The 26,887-nt window shown below is 73.5% G+C and carries 18 protein-coding genes, 1 tRNA gene and 12 pseudogenes; 11 read left to right on the forward strand and 20 right to left on the reverse strand.

Translation table 11 applies throughout. The annotated features are described in order from the left end of the window. Positions 1 to 151 precede the first annotated feature (151 nt). The 3 genes and pseudogenes from ACZ411_RS00975 to ACZ411_RS00985 form a co-directional block, all read left to right on the forward strand. Entirely contained in the window at positions 152 to 385 is a 234-nt protein-coding gene (locus ACZ411_RS00975) for a hypothetical protein (protein WP_464167818.1), read from the forward strand. Then, positions 382 to 1,710: pseudogene (locus ACZ411_RS00980) on the forward strand (MFS transporter). Before ACZ411_RS00975 ends, ACZ411_RS00980 begins: the two are co-directional and overlap by 4 nt. A 746-nt stretch (positions 1,711 to 2,456) precedes the next feature. Beyond that, a pseudogene (locus ACZ411_RS00985) lies at positions 2,457 to 3,947 on the forward strand (amino acid permease); the annotation flags it as partial. 570 nt (positions 3,948 to 4,517) lie between these two features. Here ACZ411_RS00985 and ACZ411_RS00990 read toward each other — a convergent pair. The 4 genes and pseudogenes from ACZ411_RS00990 to ACZ411_RS01005 all read right to left on the reverse strand — a co-directional run bounded on the left by ACZ411_RS00990 (position 4,518) and on the right by ACZ411_RS01005 (position 6,706). Beyond that, positions 4,518 to 5,255 carry an HNH endonuclease family protein gene (locus ACZ411_RS00990; protein WP_464167820.1) on the reverse strand — a complete coding sequence of 246 codons (738 nt, stop codon included), beginning with the start codon at positions 5,253 to 5,255 and terminating at the stop codon, positions 4,518 to 4,520. A gap of 184 nt (positions 5,256 to 5,439) precedes the next feature. Further along, a complete protein-coding gene (locus tag ACZ411_RS00995) occupies positions 5,440 to 5,628 on the reverse strand; it encodes a hypothetical protein (RefSeq protein ID WP_464167822.1) in 189 nt (62 codons plus the stop codon). Positions 5,629 to 5,834: 206 nt separating this feature from the next. Further along, a pseudogene (locus tag ACZ411_RS01000) lies at positions 5,835 to 6,340 on the reverse strand (CarD family transcriptional regulator). 286 nt (positions 6,341 to 6,626) lie between these two features. Further along, positions 6,627 to 6,706: transfer RNA gene (locus tag ACZ411_RS01005), tRNA-Lys, on the reverse strand. A 154-nt stretch (positions 6,707 to 6,860) separates the two neighbouring features. Between ACZ411_RS01005 and ACZ411_RS01010 the strand changes: the two are divergent. Together ACZ411_RS01010 and ACZ411_RS01015 are read left to right on the forward strand one after the other, a co-directional pair. Continuing rightward, positions 6,861 to 7,336, forward strand: a pseudogene (locus ACZ411_RS01010) (peroxiredoxin). A gap of 698 nt (positions 7,337 to 8,034) precedes the next feature. Further along, positions 8,035 to 8,284 (forward strand): annotated as a pseudogene (locus tag ACZ411_RS01015) (WhiB family transcriptional regulator). A gap of 91 nt (positions 8,285 to 8,375) precedes the next feature. Here ACZ411_RS01015 and ACZ411_RS01020 read toward each other — a convergent pair. From ACZ411_RS01020 to ACZ411_RS01035, 4 genes and pseudogenes are all read right to left on the reverse strand, one after another. Continuing rightward, a complete protein-coding gene (locus ACZ411_RS01020; RefSeq protein ID WP_464167824.1) occupies positions 8,376 to 8,870 on the reverse strand; it encodes a sensor histidine kinase in 495 nt (164 codons plus the stop codon). After that, a pseudogene (locus tag ACZ411_RS01025) lies at positions 8,821 to 9,321 on the reverse strand (histidine kinase dimerization/phosphoacceptor domain -containing protein); the annotation flags it as partial. The pseudogene ACZ411_RS01025 and the gene ACZ411_RS01020, both read right to left, overlap by 50 nt. Positions 9,322 to 9,478: 157 nt before the next feature. Continuing rightward, positions 9,479 to 9,928: pseudogene (locus ACZ411_RS01030) on the reverse strand (histidine kinase N-terminal domain-containing protein); the annotation flags it as partial. Next, complete coding sequence (locus tag ACZ411_RS01035; protein WP_464167826.1) at positions 9,889 to 10,854, reverse strand: AAA family ATPase; 966 nt, start codon at positions 10,852 to 10,854, stop codon at positions 9,889 to 9,891. The pseudogene ACZ411_RS01030 and the gene ACZ411_RS01035, both read right to left, overlap by 40 nt. Positions 10,855 to 11,170: 316 nt before the next feature. Between ACZ411_RS01035 and ACZ411_RS01040 the strand changes: the two genes are divergently transcribed. Beyond that, positions 11,171 to 11,518: a hypothetical protein gene (locus ACZ411_RS01040; protein ID WP_464167828.1), complete on the forward strand. Its 348-nt coding sequence runs from the start codon at positions 11,171 to 11,173 to the stop codon at positions 11,516 to 11,518. Here the strand turns inward: ACZ411_RS01040 and ACZ411_RS01045 are convergent. Together ACZ411_RS01045 and ACZ411_RS01050 are read right to left on the reverse strand one after the other, a co-directional pair. Beyond that, a complete protein-coding gene (locus ACZ411_RS01045) occupies positions 11,484 to 11,945 on the reverse strand; it encodes a hypothetical protein (protein WP_464167830.1) in 462 nt (153 codons plus the stop codon). The genes ACZ411_RS01040 and ACZ411_RS01045 overlap by 35 nt on opposite strands. Before the next feature lie 237 nt (positions 11,946 to 12,182). Next, positions 12,183 to 12,791, reverse strand: a complete 609-nt coding sequence (locus ACZ411_RS01050; RefSeq protein ID WP_094115401.1) for a hypothetical protein — start codon at positions 12,789 to 12,791, stop codon at positions 12,183 to 12,185. 398 nt (positions 12,792 to 13,189) lie between these two features. Between ACZ411_RS01050 and ACZ411_RS01055 the strand changes: the two are divergent. Continuing rightward, positions 13,190 to 13,519, forward strand: a pseudogene (locus tag ACZ411_RS01055) (Rv3235 family protein); the annotation flags it as partial. 195 nt (positions 13,520 to 13,714) lie between these two features. Here ACZ411_RS01055 and secA read toward each other — a convergent pair. The 10 genes and pseudogenes from secA to mtrA form a co-directional block, all read right to left on the reverse strand. Next, the gene (secA, locus tag ACZ411_RS01060; RefSeq protein ID WP_464167961.1) at positions 13,715 to 16,480 is read right to left on the reverse strand and encodes a preprotein translocase subunit SecA; all 2,766 of its coding nucleotides are present in this window, start codon (positions 16,478 to 16,480) and stop codon (positions 13,715 to 13,717) included. A gap of 266 nt (positions 16,481 to 16,746) precedes the next feature. Beyond that, the gene (hpf, locus tag ACZ411_RS01065) at positions 16,747 to 17,436 is read right to left on the reverse strand and encodes a ribosome hibernation-promoting factor, HPF/YfiA family (RefSeq protein WP_094115398.1); all 690 of its coding nucleotides are present in this window, start codon (positions 17,434 to 17,436) and stop codon (positions 16,747 to 16,749) included. 70 nt (positions 17,437 to 17,506) lie between these two features. Further along, positions 17,507 to 18,376 (reverse strand): ComF family protein, encoded by an 870-nt coding sequence (locus ACZ411_RS01070; protein ID WP_464167834.1) that lies wholly within the window; start codon positions 18,374 to 18,376, stop codon positions 17,507 to 17,509. Between the two features lie 146 nt (positions 18,377 to 18,522). After that, on the reverse strand, positions 18,523 to 18,864 hold the full coding sequence (locus ACZ411_RS01075) for an LpqB family beta-propeller domain-containing protein (RefSeq protein WP_464167836.1): 342 nt from the start codon (positions 18,862 to 18,864) through the stop codon (positions 18,523 to 18,525). A 309-nt stretch (positions 18,865 to 19,173) separates the two neighbouring features. Then, positions 19,174 to 19,920, reverse strand: coding sequence for a GerMN domain-containing protein (locus ACZ411_RS01080; protein ID WP_464167838.1), 747 nt, complete (start codon positions 19,918 to 19,920; stop codon positions 19,174 to 19,176). A gap of 88 nt (positions 19,921 to 20,008) precedes the next feature. Further along, positions 20,009 to 20,179 (reverse strand): annotated as a pseudogene (locus tag ACZ411_RS01085) (hypothetical protein); the annotation flags it as partial. A gap of 71 nt (positions 20,180 to 20,250) precedes the next feature. Next, a complete protein-coding gene (locus tag ACZ411_RS01090) occupies positions 20,251 to 20,541 on the reverse strand; it encodes an ATP-binding protein (RefSeq protein ID WP_464167840.1) in 291 nt (96 codons plus the stop codon). 337 nt (positions 20,542 to 20,878) lie between these two features. After that, a pseudogene (locus ACZ411_RS01095) lies at positions 20,879 to 21,412 on the reverse strand (HAMP domain-containing protein); the annotation flags it as partial. After that, the gene (locus ACZ411_RS01100; protein WP_464167842.1) at positions 21,297 to 21,887 is read right to left on the reverse strand and encodes a hypothetical protein; all 591 of its coding nucleotides are present in this window, start codon (positions 21,885 to 21,887) and stop codon (positions 21,297 to 21,299) included. The gene ACZ411_RS01100 and the pseudogene ACZ411_RS01095, both read right to left, overlap by 116 nt. Before the next feature lie 4 nt (positions 21,888 to 21,891). Then, a pseudogene (gene mtrA / locus ACZ411_RS01105) lies at positions 21,892 to 22,573 on the reverse strand (MtrAB system response regulator MtrA). A gap of 122 nt (positions 22,574 to 22,695) precedes the next feature. On the opposite strand from mtrA, the gene ACZ411_RS01110 reads away from it, so the two are divergent. The 4 genes and pseudogenes from ACZ411_RS01110 (at position 22,696) to ACZ411_RS01125 (ending at position 26,876) form a co-directional block, all read left to right on the forward strand. After that, complete coding sequence (locus ACZ411_RS01110; protein WP_464167844.1) at positions 22,696 to 23,991, forward strand: DUF7847 domain-containing protein; 1,296 nt, start codon at positions 22,696 to 22,698, stop codon at positions 23,989 to 23,991. Next, positions 23,988 to 24,674 carry a DUF4129 domain-containing protein gene (locus tag ACZ411_RS01115; protein ID WP_464167846.1) on the forward strand — a complete coding sequence of 229 codons (687 nt, stop codon included), beginning with the start codon at positions 23,988 to 23,990 and terminating at the stop codon, positions 24,672 to 24,674. Before ACZ411_RS01110 ends, ACZ411_RS01115 begins: the two co-directional genes overlap by 4 nt. Then, positions 24,671 to 25,927 carry a DUF4350 domain-containing protein gene (locus ACZ411_RS01120; RefSeq protein WP_464167848.1) on the forward strand — a complete coding sequence of 419 codons (1,257 nt, stop codon included), beginning with the start codon at positions 24,671 to 24,673 and terminating at the stop codon, positions 25,925 to 25,927. Before ACZ411_RS01115 ends, ACZ411_RS01120 begins: the two co-directional genes overlap by 4 nt. Beyond that, positions 25,924 to 26,876, forward strand: a pseudogene (locus ACZ411_RS01125) (AAA family ATPase). The gene ACZ411_RS01120 and the pseudogene ACZ411_RS01125 overlap by 4 nt, the downstream one beginning before the upstream one ends. Positions 26,877 to 26,887 lie beyond the last annotated feature (11 nt).

Raw genomic sequence — 26,887 nt, forward strand, 5'->3', positions numbered from 1 at the left:
GCGTCGATGCGCCTGTCGCGGCGCCTGCGGGCCGAGAAGGCGGACCACGAGCTGAGCGACAGCCAGTTCGTCGTCCTCGCCCTCCTGCTCCGCGACGGGCCCACCAGCCCCGGGGCGGCTGGCCGAGATCGAGCGCGTCACGGCCCCCAGCATGAACCGCACGGTCAACTGCCTGGTCGACGCGGGCTACGCGGAGCGCTCCCCCGCCCCGGACGACGGCCGCCGCGTCACCGTGACCGTCACGGCGCCCGGCCGGCGCATCGTGCAGGAGACCCGACGTCAGCGGAACGCGTGGCTGTCCCTCCGGCTCGACGAGCCGACGCCCGACGAGCGCACCACCCTCGCCGACGCGGCCGCGCTCCTCGCCCGGATGGCCTCCGCGTGAGCGCGGTGTTCCGGAGCCTCCGCGCCCCGAACTACCGCATCTGGTTCGCCGCGCGCCCTCGCGTCGAACGTCGGCACGTGGATGCAGCGCACCGCCCAGGACTGGATCGTCCTCACCGAGCTCACGCGCTACGACGCGACCGCCGTCGGCATCGTCATGGCCCTGCAGTTCGGCCCCATGCTCCTGCTCTCCCCCTACGCCGGCCTCATCGCCGACCGCTACGACAAGCGCCGCGTGCTGATGATCACGCAGGGCGCCATGGCGGTGCTCGGCCTCGGGCTCGGTCTCGTGGTCCTCTCCGGACGGGCGGAGCTCTGGCACGTCTACGTCTTCGCCCTCCTCCTCGGCGTCGCCTCCGCACTGGACGTGCCGGCGCGCCAGTCGTTCGTCTCCGAGCTCGTCTCCGACGACCACCTCTCCAATGCCGTCGCGCTCGAACTCGGCCTCCTTCAGCGCCGCGCGCATGATCGGGCCGGCCGTCGCGGGCGTCCTCATCGCGGGCGTGGGCACCGGCTGGGTCTTCCTCATCAACGCCGTGAGCTTCGTCGCCGTGCTCATCGCGCTCACCCGCCTCCGCGTCGGGGAGCTCCGTCGCCCGGAGCGGGTCGCCCGGTCGCGCGGGCAGCTGCGGGAGGGCTTCCGCTACATCGGCGGCCGCCCGGACATCATGGTGATCCTCGTCATCGTCTTCCTCGTCGGGGCGTTCGGCTACAACTTCCCGATCTTCACCTCCACCATGGCGAGCGTCGAGTTCGGCAAGGGCGCGACGGAGTTCGGCCTCCTCTCCTCGAGCCTCGCCGGCGGATCCGTCGCCGGCGCGCTCCTGTCCGCCCGGCGCGAGCGGCCGCGGATCCGACTGGTCTTCGTCGGCGCCGCGCTCTTCGGCATCGCCACCGCGCTCGCGGCGATCGCGCCCACCTACCTCCTGTTCGCTGGCGCCCTCGCGATCGTGGGCGTCGTCTCCCAGACGCTCATGACGAGCGCCAACAGCACGGTCCAGCTCACCGTCGAGCCGCGCATGCGCGGACGGGTGATGGCGGTGTACATGGCGATCTTCGTCGGCGGCACGCCGCTCGGCGCGCCGATCGTGGGCTGGATCGCGAACGAGTGGGCTGCGCGCGGCCCTCATGGTCGGCGCGGCGAGCGGCATCGTCTCCGCCCTCATCGCGATCGCATGGCTCGTGCTGCACCGCCACCTGCGCATCTCGTACCGCATCCACCGCACGCCGCACCTGCTCGTGACGCACGACGGCGACGGCCGCGACCGCCGGGAGGACGCCCGGGAGGACATCGAGGCGGACGAGGCGGTGGCGCGCCGCACCTGACGCGGCGCCGCGGGGCCGCGCCTCAGGATCCCCGCGCCTCAGGATCCCCGGCGCCTCAGGATCCCCGGCGCCTCGGCATCCCCGGCGCCTCAGGGCGCGGGCGTCGCGCTCGCGGGGGGCGTACCCGACGTCGTCGAGGCAGTAGTCGAGGAACGCGTCGACCGAGCGCAGGTACTGCCCGGTGTCGAGCGAGGCGCCGTCGGTGTCCGCGCCGCTGCGCAGGGCCTCCAGCTCGTCCACGATCGTCGAGAACGACGCCACCAGGGGCTGCATGTTCTCAGGCGCCATGCCCGCGAGCGCCGCGTCACCCTGCCGGACGCGCTCGAGGAGAGCCGGGTCCACCGCCTCGCCGTCCCCCAGCGCCTGCACGAGGCGCGTCGAGTCGGGCAGCACCTGCGCGAGCGTGGAGCAGGTCGCGAGCTCGTCCTCGGTGGGCGGGCCGGGGCGCGCGTGACGGTCGGCTGCGGGTCGGCCGCGGGCCGGCGCCCGTTCCCGCGTCCGCGGGCGCGCTGGCGGACGGCGACGGGGTCGCGGGGGCCGGCTGTCCGCCATCCGTCGTGCAGCCGGCGAGGAGGAGCGCGCCCATCGCGATCCCGCCGAGGGCGCCCCACGCGCGGATCCGGCGTCGCGGGGGCTGCGTGCGGACCATGCGGACCTCCTCGGCGCCTACCACGGCGGATGTGCCCCGCGGAAGTGGATCGACGCGGGGATCGGGGCGGATGCCCACTGCCACTACCGTATGCGGAATGACACGAAGCGAGAGCGACCGCCGTCCCGTCACACCGGATCCGGAGTTCGTGGCGCAGGACTTCAGCCACGAGCAGGAGGGCTACCAGCACGGCCTCAAGCCCCGCCAGCTGCAGATGATCGCCATCGGCGGCGCGATCGGCACGGGCCTCTTCCTCGGGGCGGGCGGGCGCCTCGCCTCCGCGGGCCCGGCCCTCGCGATCGTCTTCCTGATCTGCGGCGTCTTCGCCTTCTTCATCCTCCGGGCGCTCGGCGAGCTGGTGCTGCACCGCCCAGCTCGGGGTCGTTCATCTCCTCGACGCGCGAGTTCTACGGCGAGAAGTTCGCCTACGCCGCCGGGTGGATGTACTTCCTCAACTGGGCGACCACCGCCATCGTCGACGTCACGGCGGTCGCGCTGTACATGCACTACTGGTCGGCGTTCACGGCCGCGCCGCAGTGGCTGCTCGCCCTCATCGCCCTCGCCATCGTCCTCGCCCTCAACCTCGTCGCCGTGAAGGTCTTCGGCGAGATGGAGTTCTGGTTCGCGCTGGTGAAGGTCGCCGCGCTCGTGGTCTTCCTGATCGTGGGCATCGTCTGGCTGGCCTGGAGCTTCCCGGTGACGGTCGGCGGCGCCGAGGTGCAGACCGGCTGGACCGTGCTGCAGGAGAACGGCGGGATCCTCCCCCAGGGCCTCGTCCCCGTCGTCCTGGTCGTCCAGGCTGGTGTTCGCGTACGCGGCCATCGAGCTCGTCGGCACGGCGAGCGGTGAGACGCAGGACGTGGAGAAGGTCATCCCCCGCGCCATCAACTCGGTCGTGTTCCGCATCGCGATCTTCTACGTGGGCTCCATCGTCCTCCTCTCGCTGCTGCTCCCCTACACGGCCTACAGCGCGGACCAGAGCCCGTTCGTGACCTTCTTCTCCAGCCTCGGCTCGCCCGAGGTCGGCGCCATCGCCGGCTCCGTCATGAACTTCGTCGTCCTCACGGCCGCCATGTCGAGCCTCAACGCGGGCCTCTACAGCACCGGCCGCGTGCTGCACTCCATGGGCATGAACGGCTCGGCGCCGCGATTCACCACCGTCATGTCGAAGGGCGGCGTGCCCTTCGGCGGGATCCTGCTCACCGGATCGATCACGCTGCTCGGCGTGGGCCTCAACGCCGTCGTGCCGGACTAGGCGTTCGAGATCGTGCTGAACGTCGCCGCGCTCGGCATCGTCGCGGGCTGGGCCACGATCATCCTGTGCCAGATGCGCCTGCGCACGTGGGCGAAGCAGGGCAAGGCGAAGGAGCCGTCCTTCCGCCTGCCGGGCGCGCCCGTCACGTCGTGGCTGACCCTCGCGTTCCTCGTCAGCGTGCTCGTGCTCATGGCCATCGACTGGCCCATCGGCACGCTCACGGTCGCGTCGCTCGTGGTGATCATCCCGCTGCTCGTCGTCGGCTGGTACCTGCAGCGCGACAGGATCCTCGAGATCGCCCGGGTCCGCGAGGGCATCACCGGCCCGCTTCCCCGTCACTGGTCGCGACGCCGCGGATCAGCGGAAGCGCTGACCGGCGTCCCTGCCCGCCTCCACGCCGCCGTCCCCGCTCCCGGGGGCGGCGGCGTCCGCGTCCGGCGAGCCCGCGTCCGGCGAGCCGGCGTCCGCGTCACGTCCGGCAGGCTGACCGGGGTCTGCGCGGAGCCGACGTCCGAACGCCAGCATCTCCTCGTCGTGCTGCAGCACCCACGCGCACCGCGGCGTTGAGGCTGTCCTGCGGGTGATCCAGACCCGGAGCCTGTCGGGTCCGAGGCCGCACGCGTAGACCTCGTAGGTGAACGGGTCCGCGAGGTCCGCTCGGTGCCGGAGGACCCACCCGAGCGCGGGGCCGTCGCCACGCGCACGAGCCATGCCCCCCTGCACGGGATGCGCGTGCGGGTGCTCCGGCGCCGGGCTGATCGCGCCGGTCGCATCGCCGCTCTGCTTGCTCCACATGCCGATCCCCTCGGGTCACCCGACGCAGACGGTCCGCCTGCGTCGACGCCCGGCCGCATCGTGCCGAGCGTATGCGGGCGCACCGACGCTGCCCCGCCGATGCCCGGGTCATGAGCACGCGGCGAGCACCCCGTCGATGGCGTCGCGGTCCTCCTCGTCGATCTCGAGCCCGTAGCGGCCGACCACGAAGGCGAACCGGGCGACGTAGATGCACCGGTACGCGGCCGCTGGCGGGAGCCAGGTGGCGGGGCCCTGGTCGGACTTCTCCTGGTTGGCGGGGCCGTCGACGGCCTGCAGCTCGTCGAGGTCGGTCGCGAGACGCTCGCGTCGGGCGTCCGACCACGCCCACGCCCCGTGCCGCCAGGCCCAGGACAGCGGCACGAGGTGGTCGACCTGGACGGCCGCGCTCGTCCGCGGCTCCCGTCGGAAGTCGATCGACCGTCCCGTGTAGGCGTCCTCGAGCCGGCCCGTCGACACCGTGCAGCCGTCGTCCGACGCCGCGAAGGCGACGACGGCGAGATCGCGCACCAGCACGTCGTCGCGCTGGTCGCACCCGTTCCCGTCGGCATCCGCCCACGCGGGCCCGAAGGCGTCGCGGTCGTACCGCGGATGCCGCTCGCGGGCGTCCGCGGGGAGGGAGGCGGTCGCGGATCGCGCGGCCGCCACGTCGATCCGCCCGTCCCGCACGAGGCCCGCACGGGCGAGCTGCCGGACCACCTCGCCGTCGGCGACCACGGCCGTCAGCGGTCCTCCGCCGGCACCGGGCCCGAGGACCTGCTGGCGTGCCCCGGCGACGACGGACACGACCACGACGCCGACGGCCAGCACCGCCAAGAGCACGCGCACGGCCTGGCGCGGCCTGCCGCGGACCCACGCGCGAGCATCCCGCGCGCCCGCCCAGGAGCCACGCCCTCGCTCCGCCCATGTCCCCTCCCGGAGGCATGGATATCGGATCCGGGGCAGCGACCGTCGCGGTGCGTCCAGGCGGTGCGACACCGACCTCCCGGGCGTCGTGGGAGGAGCGCAGCCGTCAGCGGGCGGCGGGGACGCCGCGGCGCCGCGGATGGTCAGAGCAGGGCGCGAGCGCCGGCCACGAGGGCGACCAGCGCGCCGAGGGACGAGGGCCCGGGGCGTTCTGCCCGGCCGTCGCGAAGCGCACGAGCGCGAACGCGACCACCGCGATGACGACGACCGCCGCGATCACGTAGATCTCGGACACCTTCAGCCCCCGTCGCGCGGGCTGGAGCGGGTGCTGCCTCGAGGGGGCCGTCGTGGTCGGGTCGTTCGGGGTGATCGCGCATGCTCCGCACCCTACCCGCCGGTCGCTCCCCTCGTCGACGGACGGCAGGATGCGCGGACGGGCGGCCTCCCGAGGTCGGGAGACGGCCCGTCGGCGGTGGCGCATCCGCGGGACGCGCCGATGGGTCAGGCGGAGATGCTCTGCGCGAGGACGCCGTCGAGCACGACGGATGCCTCCTCGTCGGTCGACTTCTGCGCGAGCGTCGAGCTCCGAGACGAGGATCTGCCGCGCCTTGGCCAGCATGCGCTTCTCGCCGGCCGAGACGCCCGAGTCCTGGTCGCGGCGCCAGAGGTCGCGGACGACCTCGCTGACGCGGCGGACGTCGCCGGAGCCCATCTTCTCGGTGTTGGCCTTGAAGCGGCGCGACCAGTTGCCGGCCTCCTCCTCGACGTCGCCGCGCAGGACGTCGAACACGGCCTCCACGCCGGAGCTGTCGATCACGTCGCGCAACCCGACGAGCTCCGCGTTGTCGACGGGCACGTCGATGACGAGCTGGCTCTGGTGGATCTGGAGGGTGATGTGATCTTCTTGGTCGACCCCCTCTGATGGTGCGGGTCTTGACCGCGGTGATCGTCGTGGCTGCGCCGTGGTGGGGGTACAACACGACGGTCTCCCCTACTTCGAAAATCATGTAGTGCTGTCCTTCGATCCCTCGAGATGTGTGCCGGAGATGTCGCGCACGCGCATGCAGAGCCGGCGTGGGCGCCGACGTCCCGCGTCGCGACCGGCCCCGTGGGGCGTCGTCGCGATGCGTGGCCGGTGCACCGAGATCACCGGCCGCCGCGGCGCTCTGCTCGAGGGCGTCCGCGGTGATGGTCCGACCCTGGTATTCTCTCACGGTTCTCCGGCGCCGAGCGACGCCACCGGCACGCGGGACGACGGACGCTCGATCGAGCTGCCCCGCATGCGGGAGCGTGTGGTGCACCCCCTCGGACTTGAACCGAGAACCCCAACCGATTAAGAGTCAGTTGCTCTGCCAATTGAGCTAAAGAGGCGCAGGTGAGGACCCTGTCGTTCGGGGGCACCGGACCGAGAGATGACACTAGCACCAGGTCGCGGGCGGACGCGAATCGAGGTCGCGGACCGGGCGAGGGCCCCGCCGCCGGCGGCCCTACCATGGAGGCCGACACCCCCTAACGAGAGGCTCCGCCATGACCGAGACCGCCCGCCTCGAGAAGGGGCAGACCGCCCCCGACTCCACGCTCCCCGACGAGGACGGCGCGCCGGTCACGCTGTCGGGCCTCCGGGGCGAGGACGTCATCGTCTACTTCTACCCGGCGGCCGGCACCCCCGGCTGCACGACCCAGGCCTGCGACTTCCGCGACAGCATGGGCTCCCTGCAGGGCGCGGGCTACCGCGTCCTCGGCGTCTCCAAGGACCCGCAGGAGGACCTGGCGTGCTCGCGAGGAGCAGGGCCTCGGCTTCACCCTCCTGTCGGACCCCGACCTCGAGGTGCACCGCGCCTACGCCGCCTACGGAGAAGTCGCTCGACGGCAAGAAGGTCACGGGCGTCATCCGCTCCACGGTGGTGGTCGACGGCGAGGGCCGCGTGGCCCTCCCGCTCTACAACGTCAAGGCGACGGGCCACGTGGCGTCGCTCCGCAGGAAGCTCGGCATCCACGCCTGAGCGCACGCCGGCGCGGACGCTCAGTCGCGCCGGCGAGTGGCGAGCAGCACCGAGCGGGTGAAGAGCAGGACGAGCACCACCGCCGACGGCAACGACGAGGCCCCAGCCGATGTCCTGCCGCGCGTCGACGCCCTGGAGGCTGCCCACCCCGACGGCGATCTGCAGCACTCTGCCACGTCACGGCCGCAGGTCGCACCCAGCTCCGTCCCCGCAGCACGCCCCGCACGACGGCCCCGAGGAACACGGCGGCGAGCGCGGAGAGGGCGATGAGCGCCACGGCGCTGGCGAGGGACGCCGGCGTGGACGTCAGCAGGTCGACGACGAGGAGGCCGGTGATGCCCGCCATCCCCAGGGCCTCGAGGCCGAGGAGGACGGTGAGGAGGACGACGGCGGGAGTGCGCCTCGGGCCTTCGGCGCGGTCGTCCGGATCGATGGCACCCGCGGTTCCGGTCACAGCACGTTCCCATACAAAGCTATTGATCGATCGTTGGCTCTATGGCGACGATATTCGAGGTCGAGTTCGTTCACAGGGTGGTGAGCAGATCCGGAACCGAGCTCACAAGGAACGCATTCCCGAAGCCGAGCATCTCACGAGGAGGGGCCACGTGCCCCGTCCCGATGCGGTTCCCGGACGCCTCGCCCCACCCATCCCGCGGCAGATCCGCCGTGCAACGAGTACCGACCTGAGGAGCACCCCTATGGACTGGCGTGACAAGGCAGCCTGCCTGACTGTGGACCCCGAGCTGTTCTTCCCCGTGGGGAACACCGGCCCGGCCGTGGACCAGATCGACAAGGCCAAGGCCGTCTGCGGCCGCTGCTCCGTCACCGAGATGTGCCTGCAGTACGCACTCGAGACCGGCCAGGGCTCGGCGTACTCGGGGCGGCCTCAGCGAGGACGAGCGCCGCGCGCTCAAGCGCCGCGCCGCTCGCGCCCGCCGCGCCAGCTGAGCCACGCACCACCGATCCATCGCACGACCGACGAGAGCCGGGCAGCCCCACGGGCGGCCCGGCTCTCGTCGTCCCCGGCTCCGAGCAGGCGTCAGGCCGTGACGGGAGCCAGCCAGCGCAGCGGCACCTCGATGGTCACCTCCGTGCCGCTGCCCATGAGCGTGTGCCAGTCGATGGTCCCGCCCAGCTCGCCCTGGATGAGGGTGCGCACGATCTGCGTCCCCAGTCCCGTCCCGACCTTGCCCTCGGGCAGGCCCACGCCGTCGTCCCGCACGCTGACGGTGAGCGTCTCCTCGGTGCGCGCCGCCTCGATGGCGACCTCGCCCGAGCGCCCGGCCAGGCCGTGCTCCACGGCGTTGGTCACCAGCTCGGTGAGCGCGAGGGCGAGCGGGGTCGCGCAGGCGTCTCGGCAGCACGCCGAAGCTGCCCAGGATCTTCGGGTGCACGCGCGTGTTGTGCGCCGACGCGACCTCGGCGATGAGCAGCAGCACGCGGTCGAAGACGGCGTCGAAGTCCACGTTCTGGTTGAGGCCCTCGCTGAGGGTGTCGTGCACCACCGCGATTGCTCCCACCCGACGCTGGGCATGGCCGAGGGCCTCGCGCGCCTCCTCGGTGTGCGACCGGCGTGCCTGGATCCGGAGCAGGCTCGCCACGGTCTGGAGGTCGTTCTTCACGCGGTGGTGGATCTCGCGGATGGTCGCGTCCTTGGTGATGAGCTCCCGCTCCTGGTGGCGGAGCTCCGTCACGTCGCGGCAGAGCACGACGGCGCCGACCCGCTCGCCGTGGCTGCGGATGGGGATGGCCCGGAGGGAGACCGCGACGCCGCGGGACTCGATGTCCGTGCGCCAGGGCGCCCGGCCCGCGACGATGAGCGGCAGCGACTCGTCGACCGTGAGCCGCTTGCCGGTGAGGAGGCTCGACGTGGCGTCGGCCAGCGACTCCCCCTCCAGCTCCTCCGAGAAGCCCATGCCGGTCGAACGCGCGCTGAGGGCGTTGGGGCTCGCGAAGGTGGTGATGCCGTCGACGTCCAGCCGCAGGAGGCCATCCGACGCACCGCGGGGCGCCGCGTCGCGGTCCGGTCGGCGATCCCAGGTCCGGGAAGTCCCCGTCCGCGATCATCGCGAGCAGGTCGTTGGCGCACTGGTCGAAGGCGAGCTCCTGGCGGCTGGGCGTGCGCGTCTCGCTCAGGTTCGTGTGCGGGGTGATCACCGCGATGGGGGTGTCGGCGACCTCGGGGCTGCCCTGGGCGAGGCGGCGGAAGCACGGGCACGGCGCGGACCCGGGTGGGGGTCTCCTCGTACCAGTCGGGCGGACGAGTCGATGATCCGGGCCGTCTCGTGGGCGTCGGCGACCTGCTTGCGCCACTCCGCCTCTGATCGGCCGGCCCACGAAGTCGCGGTAGAAGAGCGTGGCGGAGTCCTCGAGGGCCGCGCGTGCGCGACGGCCACGAAGCTGCCGCTGACCGTCGGGACCCAGAAGAACGATGTCCGCGAAGGCCAGGTCCGCGAGCAGCTGCCAGTCGCCGACGAGGAGATGCAGCCACTCGACGTCGGCGTCGGAGGACAGACCCTGGGCATGCACGAGATCGCTGAGCGTGGACACGGCTACAGCCCAGGCGGGTCGCGACCGCCTCCTCCCCCGCATCCTCGCCGCCGCGGCGGGACGACCGGACCGCCCGCCGTGTCCGCCGCGACGCGTCCTCCGGCGGCAGGAGCGCCGTCCGCGCGCACCGCGACCACTCGAGGAGCGCGGGCGAGCGCGGCGCGACGTCGCGGAGCGTCGCTCCCGAGAGCACGGCCGCGTCGAGGGCGTCCCGGTCGTCGGGAACGTATGCCGCCGCTTCGACGGAGCCGAATCTGAAGGAGCGTGCGACGGACCTGCCCCGCCGCATCCCAGCCGCCCGCGCTCGGCCGCACCCGGTTGACCAGCACGGAGACCCGCGACGGGTCGACGATCTCGAGGAGCTGGACGTAGGCGCGGAAGAAGCGCGACAGCCCCACCGTGTCGGCGGACACGACGGCGACCACATGGTCGGCGTCCCGCAGCACCGCGTGCGTGGCCGCGTTGCGGCGCGGCGCGAACATGTCGCTCGAGATCTCCTCGTCGTCCTCGAGGTTGAAGGACGCGTCGACGACGGTGTGATCGCGCCAGCCCCGGCATGCCTGGAGCACGGCCGACACGCGACCCTCGGCGAGCTCCGGCCACCTGTCCGGCCGTGAGATGCCCGTGAGGACCGAGAACCCCGGCGCCCGGGTCGACGGATGGTGCTGGGCGATGCGCTCGAGCTCCTCGACGGTGAGGCTGCCCGCCGCCGCGAGCCGGCACGCCGCCGCGAAGCCGGGCGCCTCGTCCAGCAGGCCTAGCGTGGCGGCCACCGTGCCGCCGTGCACGTCGGCGTCGACGAGCACCGTCGATTCGCCGGCCGCCGCGATCTCCCCCGCTATCGCCACGGCCGTGGTCGTGCGGCCCGGTGCTCCCTGCGGCCCCCACACCGCGATCACGCGGCCCGTCGGCGCTCCGCCCGCCTCGGTGGGAGGCGCCTCCCGGTCCCGGATCACGGGAGCGGGCACGCGCGGACGACGCACGAGACCGAGGCGGGAACGCAACGGACGGGGCCGGGGCCGCGGGACGGCGCCGTCCGCGACCGCCTCCCGCCGGATGGCGTCGGCATCGCGACCGCGACCGCGACCGCGAGACGATCGCCGAGCCCGGGCCCCGGCCCGGGTCCGGCGTCTCCGCTGCCCGGAACCGGCCACTGACGTCTGCCGGCGTGCGCTCGAGGGCGTCTGCCGCCGGATGGCCGGCGACCGGGTCGGCCCGACGGGCGCCGGTACGGGCCACTCCTCCGGGGACCGGACGGACGGTCAGCAGCAGCGCCTCGATCTCATGCCATCCGGCCCCCTCGCCCACGACCTCGTGATGCCCGAGCGCGTGGGCGTTCCGCCGGTCGGCCTCGCTGGACGCCACCGCGACGGCACGCGCACCGCGCTCGTCGAGGACGGCGAGGACGTCGCGGTCGAGCGTCGACGAGGACGCCGCGATGACGAGGTGCAGAGGGTCCGCCGCGGCCGTACGCACCGCGGCGACCACCTCGGCCGCCCCCGTCACCCGCGCCAGGACCGTGTGGCCGGCGTCGACGACGTCCCGCAGGAGCGCGTCCTCCACGCGGGGCGGGAGCGCCAGGATCAGGAAGGCCACGTCAGGCGCCCGCGTCGCCGACGGGCACGAGGGTGATCTGATCGCGGGCGTCGGTGGACGCCAGCAGTGCCGCGACGTCCTGCCGCGGAACCGTCACCCGCACCCGCGTGTGCTCCTGGTCGGCCACGAAGCCCTCCGGGCGGATCACCTCGGCGACGGTCGCGCCGGAGACGATCACCCGAGGCGGGTCGTAGGAGTCGACGCCCGATCCCTTCGCGGCCGCGGCCCAGATGTCGACGACCGTGCCCGCCGCGACGAGGTGCTCGGCTCCGGCGGCCGTGGCGATGACGAGCGAGGCCGTGGTGCGCGCATCGGACGAGGACAGGGAGGACCTCGGGACCAGCTCGCCCCCGCCCACGAACCGCGTGACTACGGACCCGTCCGCCGCGCCCGGCGCGACGTAGAGGCCGGCGGCCGCGCCGTCGATGCGGACCCGCACGGGCACGAGGTCGCTGGCATGCACCGGTGCTGCCGGCGTCGAGGCCGGATGCCGCGGCCATGACGACCGTGGACGAGTCGACGGAGCGGAGGAGCGCCACGACCCCGCCCGCGGACACCAGGACGAGGACGAGCCCGACGACGAAGCGGGGATCGAGCCAGGCTGGACGGCGCGCCGGACGCGCAGGACGAGGGGTGGGAGGCATGCGGGTCAATGTCCGGGACGGGGTGCACGGACGTCGCGCGTTGTCCACATGCCGGCTCAGACCCGGACGAGCACGATCCCGACGAGCGGCACGAGCCGGTACCCGAGGACGGCGGACTCCCGTCGCGGCGTGCCCGCCTCGTGGACGGCGACGTCCACGTGGTCGCGGGCGACCCGGTCCAGCGTGCCGCCGACGACCGAGCCGGCCAGTCGCAGCTCGACCCGCGCGCGACGCCGGCACAGGTCCCGGAGGACGAACGGCAGCCCGATCCGGTCCACGATCCCCCGCTCCGGAGGGAGCTCGGACACGGGCTGCAGGCTCGTCCTGATCTGATCGCGGTCCATGGCGAGGGCGTGGACCGACGCGAGCGGGAGGATGCACGCCCGCTCCTCGCGCGACGCGCTCGCCTCCCCGGGGACGACGAGGTCGCCGGACAGCCAGTCGCGCCCCAGCACCTTGGCGCGGATGTCCACCCACGTGCCGTCGGACAGGGACAGCCGGAGCGGGCGGCCCTGGTCGGACGCGGTCAGTGCGCGGAGACGATCGCGGACCACGGTGCGCGCGACGCGGACGCGCTCCTCCTCGGCGCGCTGGTCGCGCTCCTCCGCGAGCCGGGCGGTCTCCCACTGGCCCTCGAGGTCGTCGAAGAGGTTGTCCCACCTCACGCGCGGCCCGCAACAGGAGCGTCGGACGGACGTGGCGGCGACGAGGAGGGCGGGGACATCCCGGTCACCTTGGGGTCGGTTCCTTGAGATCCGCTCTCAGTTCTCCACATGTTGTGTCCTGGGCGTGCAGCGATCCTCTCGTGATGTCACAGTTGTCCAGTCATCGTGGTCCCCCGACCGGGGGGAGCACCCGGATGGGAGTGACGCATGAGTGAAGCAGTGCCACGGGAGGAACTCCCTGACCGCCGGAGCACCATCGCGGGAGACGCAGAGAGCGCGACCGCGCGCCGCGCTCCAGCTCGGAAGCCGTCCAGCGCCTCCACCACCGCAGGCGATCCCCCCCGGCAGGGGCCGTTGCACGTGCGCCGGGCACGACGGCGCCGACGGCGACCGCCCCTGTGCGCGGCACCATCCGCAAGCGCTTCGACGTCGACGACTTCTTCGGACGCCAGCCCTGCAGCAGCCAGGACCTGCCCCCGTCCGGTCCCCTGCTCGAGAACCTCACCCGATGCGTCATCGAGATCCTCGCGGGAGCACGTGAGCTCGACCAGATCGCGCGCTGGGTCAGCGATGACGTCTACCGTCACCTCCTGAAGCGCGTGGTGCTGAGCGCGCGGGCACGGCGTACGAAGGGCCAGTCGGTGACCCGTCCCGTGTTCACGATCGGCACGGTCACGTCGTTCTCCCCGCGCGACGGCGTCATCGAGGCGGTCATCGTCGTCCACGGCAGGGCCCGCGCACGTGCGGTCGCCATCCGCCTCGAGGGTCTCGACCGCCGCTGGCGCGCTGACGGCCGTCAACGTCCTCGACGCCGACGCCCGCCTCGTCCGTCGCATGACGAAGGGCGCACCTCCCTCGGGGAGGTGCGCCCTTCATCATGCGCGGAGCATGCACGGGGCGACGGTGTCCCGCCGCCCGGCACGCTACTTGCGGCGATCGGCCTTGCGGCGCTCCTCGCGGTTCACGGGCGCCGCGGACGCGCCGGTGCGCTGGCCGAAGGCGCCGCGCGCCGGCGGTCCCTGCGGGGCCTCCGGCTCGTCCTCGCCGATCAGGACGGCATCCTCCGCCTCCTGCTCCTTGCGTGCCTTCGCGGTGGCCGCCTTCTCGATCTGGCCGCGCTGGTTGCGGACCTCGACGCCGCCGTCGTCCGTCGGCGCCGTGTAGCGGAGCTTGTCGGCCGTCGCCTGGTTGGCGGCGAGCCCCTTCGCCTGGATGCGCGGACCCATCGATTCCGCGTCGGTCGGCGCCTGGACCTCGACCTCGAGGTTGAACAGGAACCCGACGGTCTCCTCGCGGATCGCGCCCATCATCTGCTGGAAGAGCGCGAAGCCCTCCCGCTGGTACTCGACGAGGGGGTCGCGCTGCGCCATGGCACGGAGCCCGATTCCGTCCTTCAGGTAGTCCATCTCGTACAGGTGCTCGCGCCAACGGCGGTCGATGACCGACAGCACGACCCGGCGCTCGAGCTCGCGCATGGCAGCCTCGCCGAGCTGCTCCTCGCGCTTCGAGTACGCGAGCTTCGCATCCGAGAGGATCTCCCGGCGCACGAAGTCGCGGTTGACGCGTCCCTTGCTGCCGGCCTCGGTGATGACCTCGTCGATGCTGATGGAGATCGGGTACAGAGTGCGGAGCTCCGTCCAGAGGGCGTCGAAGTCCCAGTCGTCGCCGTTGCCCTCGCCGATGTGCGAGTCGAGCACGTCGTCGATGACAGCCTCGAGGAAGCGCTGCGAGCGCTCCTGCAGGTCGTCTCCCTCCAGGATGTGGCGGCGGTCGCCGTAGATGGCCTCGCGCTGGCGGTTGAGCACGTCGTCGTACTTGAGGACGTTCTTGCGGATCTCGGCGTTGCGTGCCTCGACCTGGCCCTGCGCGCTGCGGATGGCGCGGCTGACGACCTTCGACTCGATGGCCACGTCGTCCGGGACGCTGTCGCGGCCCATGAGGCTGGCGGCGGCGCCGTTGTTGAACAGGCGCATCAGGTCGTCGGTGAGGGAGAGGTAGAACCGGCTCTCGCCCGGGTCGCCCTGGCGGCCGGAGCGCCCGCGGAGCTGGTTGTCGATGCGCCGCGACTCGTGGCGCTCGGTGCCGAGCACGTACAGCCCACCGGCGTCGATGACCTTGGCGGCCTCCTCGTCGACCTCCGCCTTGACGGCGGCGAACACGTCGTCCCACTCGGTCTCGGACCGCTCCGGCGTCTCGACCGGGCTGAGGCCGCGGGAGTTCATGGCGGCGACCGCCAGGAACTCGGCGTTGCCGCCGAGCATGATGTCGGTGCCACGACCGGCCATGTTGGTGGCGACGGTGACGGACCCGAGGCGACCGGCCTGCGCGACGATGGCCGCCTCCCGCGCGTGGTTCTTCGCGTTCAGGACCTCGTGGCGGACGCCCTTCTTGGCGAGGAGCTTCGAGAGGTACTCGCTCTTCTCCACGCTCGTCGTGCCCACGAGCACGGGCTGACCGGAGGCGTGGCGCTCGGCGATGTCCTCGACGACCTGCTCGAACTTGGCCTTCTCGTTCTTGTAGATGAGGTCGGACTGGTCCTTGCGCTGCATGGGCCGGTTCGTGGGGATCGGCACGACGCCCAGCTTGTAGGTGCTCATGAACTCGGCGGCCTCGGTCTCGGCCGTACCGGTCATGCCGGACAGCTTCTTGTAGAGGCGGAAGTAGTTCTGCAGGGTGACCGTGGCGAGCGTCTGGTTCTCGGCCTTGACCGCGACGCCCTCCTTGGCCTCGATGGCCTGGTGGATGCCCTCGTTGTACCGGCGTCCCATGAGGATGCGGCCCGTGTGCTCGTCGACGATGAGCACCTCGCCGTTCATGACGACGTAGTCCTTGTCCTTCTTGAACAGCGCCTTGGCCTTGATGGAGTTGTTGAGGAACGAGATGAGCGGCGTGTTGGCCGACTCGTACAGGTTGTCGATGCCGAGGTGGTCCTCGACCTTCTCGATGCCGGCCTCCAGCACGCCGACCGTGCGCTTCTTCTCGTCGACCTCGTAGTCGACCTCGGGGATGAGCCGCTTCGCCACGGTCGCGAACTCGGTGAACCAGCGGTTCGCGTCGCCAGCGGACGGGCCCGAGATGATGAGCGGCGTGCGGGCCTCGTCGATGAGGATGGAGTCGACCTCGTCGACCACGGCGAAGAAGTGGCCGCGCTGGACCATGTCGGCCGCCTGCCACGCCATGTTGTCGCGCAGGTAGTCGAAGCCGAACTCGTTGTTCGTGCCGTAGGTGATGTCGGCGGCGTACTGCTCGCGGCGCTGCTGGGGGGTCTGACCCGCGAGGATCACGCCGGTGGTCATGCCGAGGGCACGGAAGACGCGGCCGATGAGCTCGCTCTGGTAGCTCGCCAGGTAGTCGTTGACCGTGATGACGTGCACGCCGCGGGAGGCGATGGCGTTGAGGTAGGCGGGAAGCGTGGCCACCAGGGTCTTGCCCTCGCCCGTCTTCATCTCGGCGATGTTGCCGAGGTGGAGGGCGGCGCCGCCCATGATCTGGACGTCGAAGCGACGGAGGCCGAGGGTGCGGCGGGAGGCCTCGCGGACGGCGGCGAAGGCCTCGGGGAGCAGGTCGTCGAGGGACTCGCCGTTGGCGTGGCGCTCGCGCAGCTCGACCGTCTCGTTCTTCAGCTCCTCGTCGGTGAGGTGCGTGAAGTCCTCCTCGAGCTGGTTCACCGCCTTCGCGTAGTTCTGCAGCTTGCGGAGCGTGCGGCCCTCGCCGACGCGAAGGACCTTCTCGAAGCACCGACGCCATCGGTGTCTCCCTGCGGATCTGGGGCGGGCGCCGGGTGACGACGACCGCCGTGTCGGCGCGCGGATATCGCCGCCGACGAGCACCGCCATAGCACCGACTCGCCCGCCCCCGTTCCCGGGAGCGCCCTGACCCGTGGAACCGCGCACGCACGAGGCCCCGTGCGCCGGAGCGCACGGGGCCTGGTGCTCGAGGAGGGAGCGGGAGCGGATCAGCGGCGGAGCGACCGGGAGCCGGCCCCGGCGCCCTCCAGCTCCTGCTCGCCGTCGGCCAGGCCGATGACGCCGTAGTCCCAGCCCTTGCGGCGGTAGACGACGCTCGGACGGTCGGTCTCGGCGTCGACGAAGAGGAAGAAGTCGTGGCCCACGAGCTCCATGTGCTCCAGCGCCTGGTCGACCGTCATCGACTGGGAGGGGAAGACCTTGGTGCGGATGACGACGGGGCAGTAGTCCTCCTCGGCGACGGGCTGGTCGACGGGGGCGACGCTCCTTCCGTTGACGCGCTCGATGAGCTCGGCGTCGGCCGGGTCGAGGTCGATCTGGGCGAAGCCGCCGGTGGCCGCCTCGTGGAGGGAGACCGGGCGGTGGTTGCCGCGGTGGATCTTCTTCTTGTCCTTCGCGCGGCGCAGCCGTTCCAGCATGCGGCCGAGGGCGAGGTCGAAGGCCGCGAACTTGTCGGCGGCGCTGCTCTCGGCCCGGATGACGGGGCCGGGACCCACGAGCGTGATCTCCACGCGGTCGTCGCCGGCGGAACCCCCGGACTTCTCGCTGTGCCGCGAGACCTTGATGTCGAGCGAGATGGACTTCTCGGCGAGCTGGGCGATCTTGTCGGCCTTCTCGGTGGCGTACACGCGGAAACGATCGGTGATCTCCGCGTTGCGGCCGGTGATGTTGATGTCCATGACGTACCTCCAGATCATGACGCGCCGCCCGCTGGAAGAGGGCGATCACTTTCACGCCTTTCGGGCGAGCCTAGACCTCGGGCTCGTCCCTGCGCGAGGCATCCGGCGGGTGGACCGCGAGTGCATCGGAAGTGCACAGGGAGCGACGCTCCGGGTCGGGCCCCGGGGACGCCCTCGGACGGCGACGGCCCGGAACGGCAGCGAGGACCGCGCACGCGGCGACCTCGCCTCCCGCCGCGCGGATCGCCCGGCACGTCTCCCGCAGCGTGGCGCCCGTGGTGAGCACGTCGTCCACGACGACGATCCGACGCCCCGTGAGGTCGACGCGCGCGACGAGGCACCCGGCGACGTTCGCAGCACGGGCGGCGACCCCGAGACCCGCCTGGTCCGCGGGTCGGCGGATGAAGCGGAGGGGGTGGCGCCGCAGACCGCGGGGCCCGGACAGCCGCAGCGGGCGCACGCCCGCGCGGGAGAGCAGGACCTCGACGGGCGCATAGCCGCGTCGCCGCAGGGAGGCGCCGGACGACGGGACGTCGATGACGTCGAACGCGGCGACGGCGCGCTCCCCCGGGGCGGCGTCTGCCGGGGCGGCGTCTGCCGGGGCGGGTCGCCGGCCGACGGCGGCCGACTCCGCGGCGAGGAGCGCGCGGGCGAGCGGCACGGCCATGGCCCGCGCCGCGTCCGTGCGGCCCTCCTCCTTGAGGGCGGACAGGAGCGCGGGCCACGGCGGCTCGTAGGCGCTCCCGCACGCGACCGGGACGACGCGGGCGCCGGCGATCCCGGCCGCGGCGGGCACCGGCGGCAGGGCGAGGGCGCGGATCCGGACGGCGCCGTGGAGCGCGGCGCGGCACGACGGGCAGACGGAGCGGTCGGGGGTGCCGCACCCGGCGCACGACACCGGGGCGAGCACGGCGAGCGCGTCGAGCAGGGCGGAGCGCACGAGCCCGCGGGCGCGGCGGCCGGGCGGGGTGACCCGGCGCGGGGCGGGGTGCGGGGAGGGCGGGCGGCGGGTCGGCGGGGATCACGCGCGCAGGTTCGCAGGTGCCCAGCGGGTGACGGGCGCCGGGGACGGATCGGGGGACGGCGTCAGCGCTTGGTGGCCACGAAGGAGACGCCCGTGGCCGTCTGCTGCCAGGTGCTGCCGCGCGGGGTGAGGAGCGCGCCGGCGCTCGTGAGGACGCGCAGCCCGCTCGCGTCGTTGGCCCCGGTGATGGAGACCCCGTCGGTCGCGGATCCCATGCTCTCCGACGGGCCTCCGACCTGGTGCAGGTCGACCTGGCGCTCGCCGTCCGGCGTGAGGGTGAGGGTCGCGACGTCGAGCTCGTCGACCCAGGTCGCGTCGAGCGGCGTGCCGGGCGCGGCCACGAGCTCGAGCGGGGTCGTCGTCAGCGAGACGGGGACCCCGCCGTCGCGGACGATCGACGCCACGAGCAGCCGCGTGGCCCGCCCCCGTCTCGAGCTGCACGAGCACGCGGGCGCCGTCGCGCGCCACGTCGAGCGACACCACGCGGCCGGTCGCGGTCCAGCTCACGGCGACGGGGTGGGCCACGCCGTCGGGACCCCAGGCGACGAGGCCCCGCGGATCCGACGACGGCGTCGACCACACGTAGCCCTGCGCGTCCAGCGAGGGTGCGACGAGGCCCGGGCGCGTGTCGAGGAGGACCGCGTCGCGATCGCCGTCGCCGACGGTCCAGACACCGGACGCGTTCCGCACCGCCGCCTGCCCGCCGTCGGCGCTCAGCGTCGCCGCGTCCGCGCCGAGGGCCGCGACCCGCGTCCCCAGGGTCCCGAGCGGCGCCACCTCCCCGCCGCCGAGGTAGCCGAACGCGCCCTGGGCGAGGACGAGCGGCCGCGACTCGGCCTGCGGGTCCTTGACCGGGCCCCGCCCGCCGAGGTCCGGCACCGTGAGCGGCGTCCCGTCGACGAGCACCTGCACGTCGAGCACCGACGGGATGTTCGACAGGCTCTGCCGCAGCTGCAGCTCCATGCGCTGCTGGGTGACGCCGTCCGCGGCGCGCGCCTCCGTCGAGAGGTCCACCTGGGCGTCCCGCCCGCCGTCGTCACCGCCGACGACGCCAGCCGCGTGCCCTCGGGGAAGGCCGTGACGACCGCGGGCTGGGACAGCCAGGGCGACGGCCCCTGGAGGAGCGACTTGACGATCCGGGTGCTGACGCTCTGCGATGCCCTCGTGACGAAGAAGCGGAGATCCGGCACGAGGAACGAGAACGTGGGGTCGAAGAAGTACAGCGCGTGCGCGCTGAAGATCTCGCGGAAGTAGGTCGACCGCAGCGCGATGCCGTCGGGTGCCCGCTGGATGCGCCACTCGCCGCGCTCCTGCACGAGCTGGAACGAGAGGCGCGTCTCCTGGTCGCTGCCGACCTCCCGGTAGTGACCCTGGCCGTCGACCGTCGCGATGGTGGTCACCGAGTAGCTGTACGTGCCGTCGACCTCCTCCGAGGTCGACGCCTGGCCCTCCCACACCACGACGCTGGCGAAGGGATCCCAGCGGGAGGCGAAGTCCGACGCGCAGGAACTGGCGTGCCACGCCGTACTGGTCGGCGGAGCTGGTCGCGGCGTCCACGAAGCCCGCGATGACGTCGTCCGGCCCGTCCCCGGCCTGGGGGCCGTCCGGCTGGTAGCTGACGCCCGACTCGTCCGCGATCACGGCGGCGTCGCCCTCGGAGACCGGTCCGCCGGAGGGGATGGAGACGCAGCCGGCGAGGAGGACCGCGACGGACGCCACGAGCGCGACGGCGGCGGGAGCGGGCCGTCCGGCGACGGCGGAGGACGGGTCGGCCGTGGCGGCGCCGCGGGTCAGGGGCTGGGGACACGGGCGTCCTCCTCGTCGGCGTGGTCGTTCGCGGGGTCGTCGGGCGGCAGCTGCACGGGCGAGCCCTCGAGGGGGACGTCGGGACGGCGCGGGAGGGTCAGCCGGAAGCAGGACCCCTCTCCGGGACGCGACCAGAGCTGCAGCCAGCCGTGGTGCAGGTTCGTGTCCTCCAGCGAGATCGCGAGCCCGAGGCCCGTCCCGCCCGCGGCGCGCTGGCGGGAGGGGTCCGCGCGCCAGAACCGGTCGAAGACGCGGCCCATCTCCTCGCGCGTCATCCCGACGCCGTAGTCGCGGCACGGCGAGTGCGACTGCGTCGCGGTCGCTGTCCACCGTGATGACGATGGGACGGCCCTCGCCGTGGTCGAGCGCGTTGCCGACCAGGTTCGTGACGATGCGGCGCACCCGCCGCGCGTCCATCTCGGCGTCGAAGTAGCCGCCCGGGGCCACCAGCCGGAGCTCGGAGCCCTTCTGCGCGGCGAGGCCCTCGAACTCCTCGATGCTGTCCTCCACGAGCCGCACGAGGTTGGTCGGCTCGGTCACGAGGTCGACGGCGCCCGCGTCGAACCGGCTGATCTCCAGCAGGTCCGCGAGGAGGGTCTCGAACCGCTCCACCTGGGTGTGCAGGAGCTCGGCGCTGCGGGCCGCCGGCGGGCTGAAGTCCTCGCGCAGGTCGTAGAGCACGCCGCCCGCGAGCCGGATGGTCGTGAGCGGTGTGCGCAGCTCGTGCGACACGTCCGAGACGAAGCGCTGCTGCAGCTGCGAGAGGTCGGCGAGCTGGGTGATCTGCGACTGCAGGGAGTCGGCCATGCCGTTGAACGACCGGGCGAGGGTCGCGATCACGTCCTCCCCCTTGACGGGGAGCCGCTCCTCGAGCTGACCGGCGGCGAGCTTCTGGCTCGTGTCGGCGGCCACGCGGATGGGCGCCACGACCAGGCGGACGACGAGCCACGCGATCGCGCCGATGAGCACCACCAGGAGGAGGAACGCGAGGAGGATGGTGCCGGCGACGAAGTCGAGGGTCTGCTGGATGTCACCCAGGTCGTAGACGAGGTAGAGCTCGTAGCGCCCGGCCGAGGGGATGTCGATGCTCGAGCCGACGACGATGCCCGGGCTGGTGGCGCCCTGGTCGCCCACCGGGATCGCCACCGACTGCCACTGCTGCGTGCCCGTGCCCTCGCCGACCGCACGGCGGAGGTCGGCGCTCAGGAGGCTGTCGACGTAGCTCGGCGGTGGACGCGTTCTGCAGGACGTTCCGTGCCTCGGTGCCGGGCGTCCGGCGGAAGGCGAAGTCGGACAGGTTGATGGCGCTGCCGCGGAGCTCGTCGAAGACCTGGGTGCGCAGCTGCTCCAGCTCCGTCTGGTCGGAGGCGTCGGAGGAGGTGAACTGCTCCTGCATCCGGCCCGTGGCGCTGTTGGACTGCTGGAGGACGGTGTCGAGCCGCTGGCGGAAGAGATCGCTCGAGATGCTCTGCGTCATGAGCACGCCGATGAGGAGGACGGTGACGCCCGAGAGCGCGACCGTGATGAGGACGGTGCGGAACTGGAGCGACACCGACCAGATCCGGACGAGGCGGCGCGGCCACGACCTCCAGTCGACGAGCCACGCGGGCAGGGGGCGCATCGGGCTAGGCCGCGGCCCCCGCGCGGTAGCCGACGCCGCGCACGGTCATGACGATGCGCGGGTTGTCCGGGTCGTCCTCGACCTTCGCGCGGAGGCGCTGCACGTGCACGTTGACGAGGCGCGTGTCGGCCTTGTACTGGTAGCCCCACACCTGCTCGAGGAGCATCTCGCGCGTGAACACCTGCTGCGGGCGGCTCGCCAGCGCGTGCAGGAGGTCGAACTCGAGGGGCGTGAGGTCGATCCGCTCCTCGCCGCGACGGACCTCGTGGCCCTCGACGTCGACGACGAGGTCGCCGACCTGGAGGAGGCCGGGCGACGAGGAGGACGCGGGGACGCAGGCGCGTGCGGATGCGCGCGACGAGCTCCTTGGGGTTGAACGGCTTGACGATGTAGTCGTCCGCGCCGGACTCGAGGCCCTTCACGACGTCGGCCGTGTCGGACTTCGCCGTGAGCATGATGATGGGCACGCCCGACTCCGCGCGGATGAGATCGCACACCTGGATGCCGTCGAGCCCCGGGAGCATGAGGTCGAGCAGGACGAGGTCGGGCTTGCCGTCGTGGAACGCGGCGAGCGCCTGGCCGCCGTCCCCGCAGAAGGAGGGCTCGAACCCCTCGGTGCGCAGGACGATGCCGATCATCTCGGCGAGCGCGGTGTCGTCGTCGACCACCAGTATCCGTGCTGTCATGAAACCGTGTTCCCCGTCCTCGGAACCCCCAGGGTAGCCGGTGGATCCGCGGGGACGCCCGGGCGCGCGGACGCCGGCCGGCGCCGTGACTCCGCCGGGCGCCTGTGGGAGGCTGGGGCACTGTGACCGATGACCAGAGCTGGCAGGCCCCGGGCGGCGCACCGTCCGGTCCGGGCGGATCCCCGGAACCCGCACGACACGACGCGGACGCGGGCCACGGCGCCCCTCCGGCCGCGCCTCCGGCCGGTCCTCCGGCAGCGCCCGGCTACCCGGCGGCGCCGGGCTACGCGCCGGCCGGCGGGTACGCCCCGGGCCCCGGGTACCCGCCCGCTCCCGGCTGGGGCGCCGCACCCGGCTGGACGCCGCCGCCCAAGCCCGGCCTCCTCCCGCTGCGCCCGCTGGGGCTCGGCGCGATCCTCGCGGGCTCCTTCCAGACGCTGCGCCGGAACCCGGGACCCACCATCGGCAGCGCGCTCCTCATCCAGGGGATCGTCGGCGTCCTGACCCTGCTGATCGTCGGCGGCGTCAGCGGCTTCGTCGTGCTGCGCGTGCTCTCGGCGCGCGAGGCCGACCAGGGACCGCTCATCGCGGGCGGCGTCGCGGCCGTCGTGGTCGCGGCGCTCGTGACGCTGGTGCTCTCCATCGTCGCGTCCGCCTTCCTCCAGGGCGTCATCGCGAGCGAGGTGGCCCGCGGCACGCTGGGCGAGCGCCTCCGGATGCGCGCGCTGTGGCGGCTCGCCCGTCCACGCGTCGGCTCGCTCGTCCTGTGGAGCGCCTTCCTCGCCGCCGCTTGGACGCTCGTGGCCGCCGTGCTGGCCGGCGTCGTCGTCCTCCTGGTGCTCGCGGGCGGCGCGGGCATCGTCGTCGGCGTGATCGTGGGGGTCCTCGGCGTGGCCGGCCTCGTGGTCGTCGCCGCCTGGGTCACGACCCGCCTCGCCCTCGTGCCGAGCGCCATCGTGATCGAGCGGCTCCGGCCGTTCGCCGCCGCCCGGCGCTCCTGGTCGCTGACGATCGGCTCGTTCTGGCGCGTGCTCGGGATCCTGCTGCTCACGGGCGTCATCGTGTCGGCCGCCACGAACATCGTCACGGTGCCCCTGACGCTGCTCTCCTCCATCCTGCAGGGCGTGCTCTTCCCGAACGGCGAGCTCGACTTCGAGTCCTTCGACGCGTCCGTCGTCTTCTACCTCGGGTCGCAGCTGCTCGCCATCGTGGTGAGCGTCGTCGTGGGGAGCATCGGCGCCATCGTCACGACCGCCAACGCGACGATCCTCTACGTCGACCTGCGCATGCGGCGCGAGGGGCTCGACCTCGAGCTCGCCCGCTTCGCCGAGGAGCGGGCCGCCGGCGCGCCGACGGCGACGGGGCCGGACGCCCGCGACCCCTACGCGGCGCCCGGAGCCGCCCCCAGACGCCCGTGATCCCCTCCGTCTCCCTCGCGGCAGCCGTGCGCGCGTCCGCCGTCCCGCTCGAGCCCGACGCCGACGACGCTCGGCGCCTCCTCCTCGACGAGCTCGGGCGCCCCGAGTACGAGGCGGCGCGGCCGAACGCGCTCGACCTCGCCGCGCAGGCGGTGGGCGACTGGATCGCGCGCATCCTGGGCGGGGCGAGCGGCGGCCTGGCCGACCTCGCGCCCCTCGTGATCGGGGCGCTCGTCCTCGCGGTGGTCGTCGTGGCGTTCCTCGTGTTCGGCGCTCCGCGGCGCGACCGGCGGCGGGCCGCTGAGCGCGGCGACGGGCTGTTCGGATCCGACGACCGGCGCTCGGCGGAGGAGCTGCGGCGCGCGGCCGAGGCGGCCCGGCGCGCCGGCGACCTCGACTCCGCCGTCTCCGACCTGTTCCGCGCCATCGCCCGCGAGCAGGCGGAGCGCACCATAGTCGCGGTGGATCCCGGCAGCACCGCCCGCGGGTTCGCCCGCCGCGCCGGATCCGCCCACCCCGGCCACGCGGAGCGGCTCGTCGCGGCCGCCGACGACTTCGACGCCGTCCGCTACCTCGGACGCGCCGGCACGGAGGAGATGGTCGACCGGCTCGTCGCGCTGGACCGCGACCTGCGGACGGCCGCGCCCGTGCTCCGCGAGCCCGTGGGCGCGGGTCCCGCGTGAACGCGCCCGCGTCCTCCGCCTCCGCCCCCTCGGAGTCCGCCCTCGCGACCGCCGAGACCCGCACGCCGGGCCAGGCGCTCCGGCGGGCCGGGACCTGGATCGCGCTGGCGGCCCTCGCCGTCCTCGTGGCGCTGGCGTCCCTCGCGATCGGCGGCGCGGCGCGGCCGGGCGACGCGCTCGCGCCGGACAACCCCGCTCCGGGCGGCACGCAGGCGCTCGCCCGCGTGCTGGCCGCCCAGGGCGTCGACGTGACCCTCGCCGGCACCTTCGCCGAGGCCCGTGCCGCGGTCGGGGAGGGCGACCATGCGACCCTCGTGCTCGGGCCCACCTCGGACCGCCTCGACGACGACCGCCTGGCCGAGGTCGGCCGGCTGGACGACGCGCACGGTGCTCCTCTCCCCCGACTTCCGGACGCTCCGCGCGATCGCGCCCGACGTCGCGGCGGGCGGCGCGGCCGAGTCCGACGACCGCGCCCTGGACGCCCGGTGCGCCCTCCCGGCCGCGGTGGCCGCGGATCCGTCCCCGACGACGCGCCCGTGTTCCGCCTCGTCGGCGAGGACGCCTCCGCGGTCGTCACGTGCTTCCCCGACGACACCGGGGACGCCTTCGCGCTCCTCGAGGTGCCCGCGGTCCTCGCACCGGGGGGCACGGTCGTCGTGCTGGACGCCGATCCCGTCCTGACCAACGACCGCATCGGGGAGCAGGGGTCCGCCGCCCTCGCGCTCGGCGTGCTCGGGGAGCGCCCCCGGCTCGTCTGGTACACGCCGTCGCCCGACGACGCGGCGGCCGACGCGCCGCCCACGCTCGGCCAGCTGACGCCCGGGTGGGCGACCCCCGCGATCCTCCTGCTCGGCGCCGCCGCCCTCGCCGCCGCCGTCTGGCGCGGCCGCCGCTTCGGACCGCTCGTGGTGGAGCGGCTGCCCGTCGTGGTCCCGGCCGACGAGACCGCCGAGGGCCGCGCCCGGCTGTACCTGCGGGCCGACGCGCGCGGCCACGCCCTCGACGCGCTCCGGGTGGGAACGGTGGACCGGCTCGCGACGACGCTCGCGCTCGGGCGGCTCGCGTCCGTCGACGAGGTAGCTGGCCGCCGCGGCAGCCGCCGTCGGCGAGGACCCGGCCGGGATCCGCGCCCTGCTCCTCGACACCCGCCCCCGCACCGACCGCGACCTCGTCGACCTCGCCGGGCGGCTCGCCGCCCTCGAGCGCCGGGTCGCCCGCGCCGTGGACCCCGCCTAGGAGAATGGACGCCATGACCGACGACCTCCGCACCAGCCTGCTCGCCGTCCGGACCGAGGTCGGGAAGGCGGTGGTCGGCCAGGACGGCGCCGTGACGGGCATGATCATCGCCCTCCTCGCCCGCGGCCACGTGCTCCTCGAGGGCGTCCCCGGCGTCGCGAAGACGCTGCTCGTCCGGTCGCTCAGCCAGGCCCTCGCCCTCGACACGGCGCGCGTGCAGTTCACCCCCGACCTCATGCCGGGCGACATCACGGGGTCGCTCGTCTACGACTCCCGCGAGGCCGCGTTCTCGTTCCGCCGGGGCCCCGTGTTCACCAGCATCCTGCTGGCGGACGAGATCAACCGCACGCCGCCGAAGACCCAGTCGGCGCTGCTCGAGGCCATGGAGGAGCGGCAGGTCACAGTCGACGGCGAGAGCCACCCGCTGCCCGACCCGTTCCTCGTCGCCGCCACGCAGAACCCCGTCGAGTACGAGGGCACCTACACGCTGCCCGAGGCGCAGCTCGACCGCTTCCTGCTGAAGCTCGTCCTCGACCTCCCCGAGCGCGACGCCGAGGTGGAGGTGCTCCGCCGCCACTCGACGGGCTTCGACCCGCGCGACCTCCGCGCCGCGGGCGTCGCGCCCGTGCTCGACGCGGACGGGCTCCGCCGGGCGCAGGCCGCCGTGCGCGAGGTGCGCGTGGGCGCCGACGTGCTCGCCTACATGGTCGACCTCGCGCGCGCCACCCGCCGGTCGCCGTCGGTGCAGCTCGGGGCGTCGCCGCGCGGGTCCACGAGCCTCCTCGCCGCGAGCCGCGCATGGGCCTGGCTGAGCGGATCGAGGCCGTCACGCCCGACCACGTGCAGGAGATGGTGCTGCCCGTGCTCCGCCACCGCATCGCGCTCCGCCCCGAGGCGGAGCTCGAGGGGGTCTCCGTCGACGCCGTGCTCCGCGGGGTCATGTCGCAGGTGCAGGTGCCGATCTAGATGGCGCCGCG

Source organism: Clavibacter sp. AC415 (genome assembly GCF_979252985.1).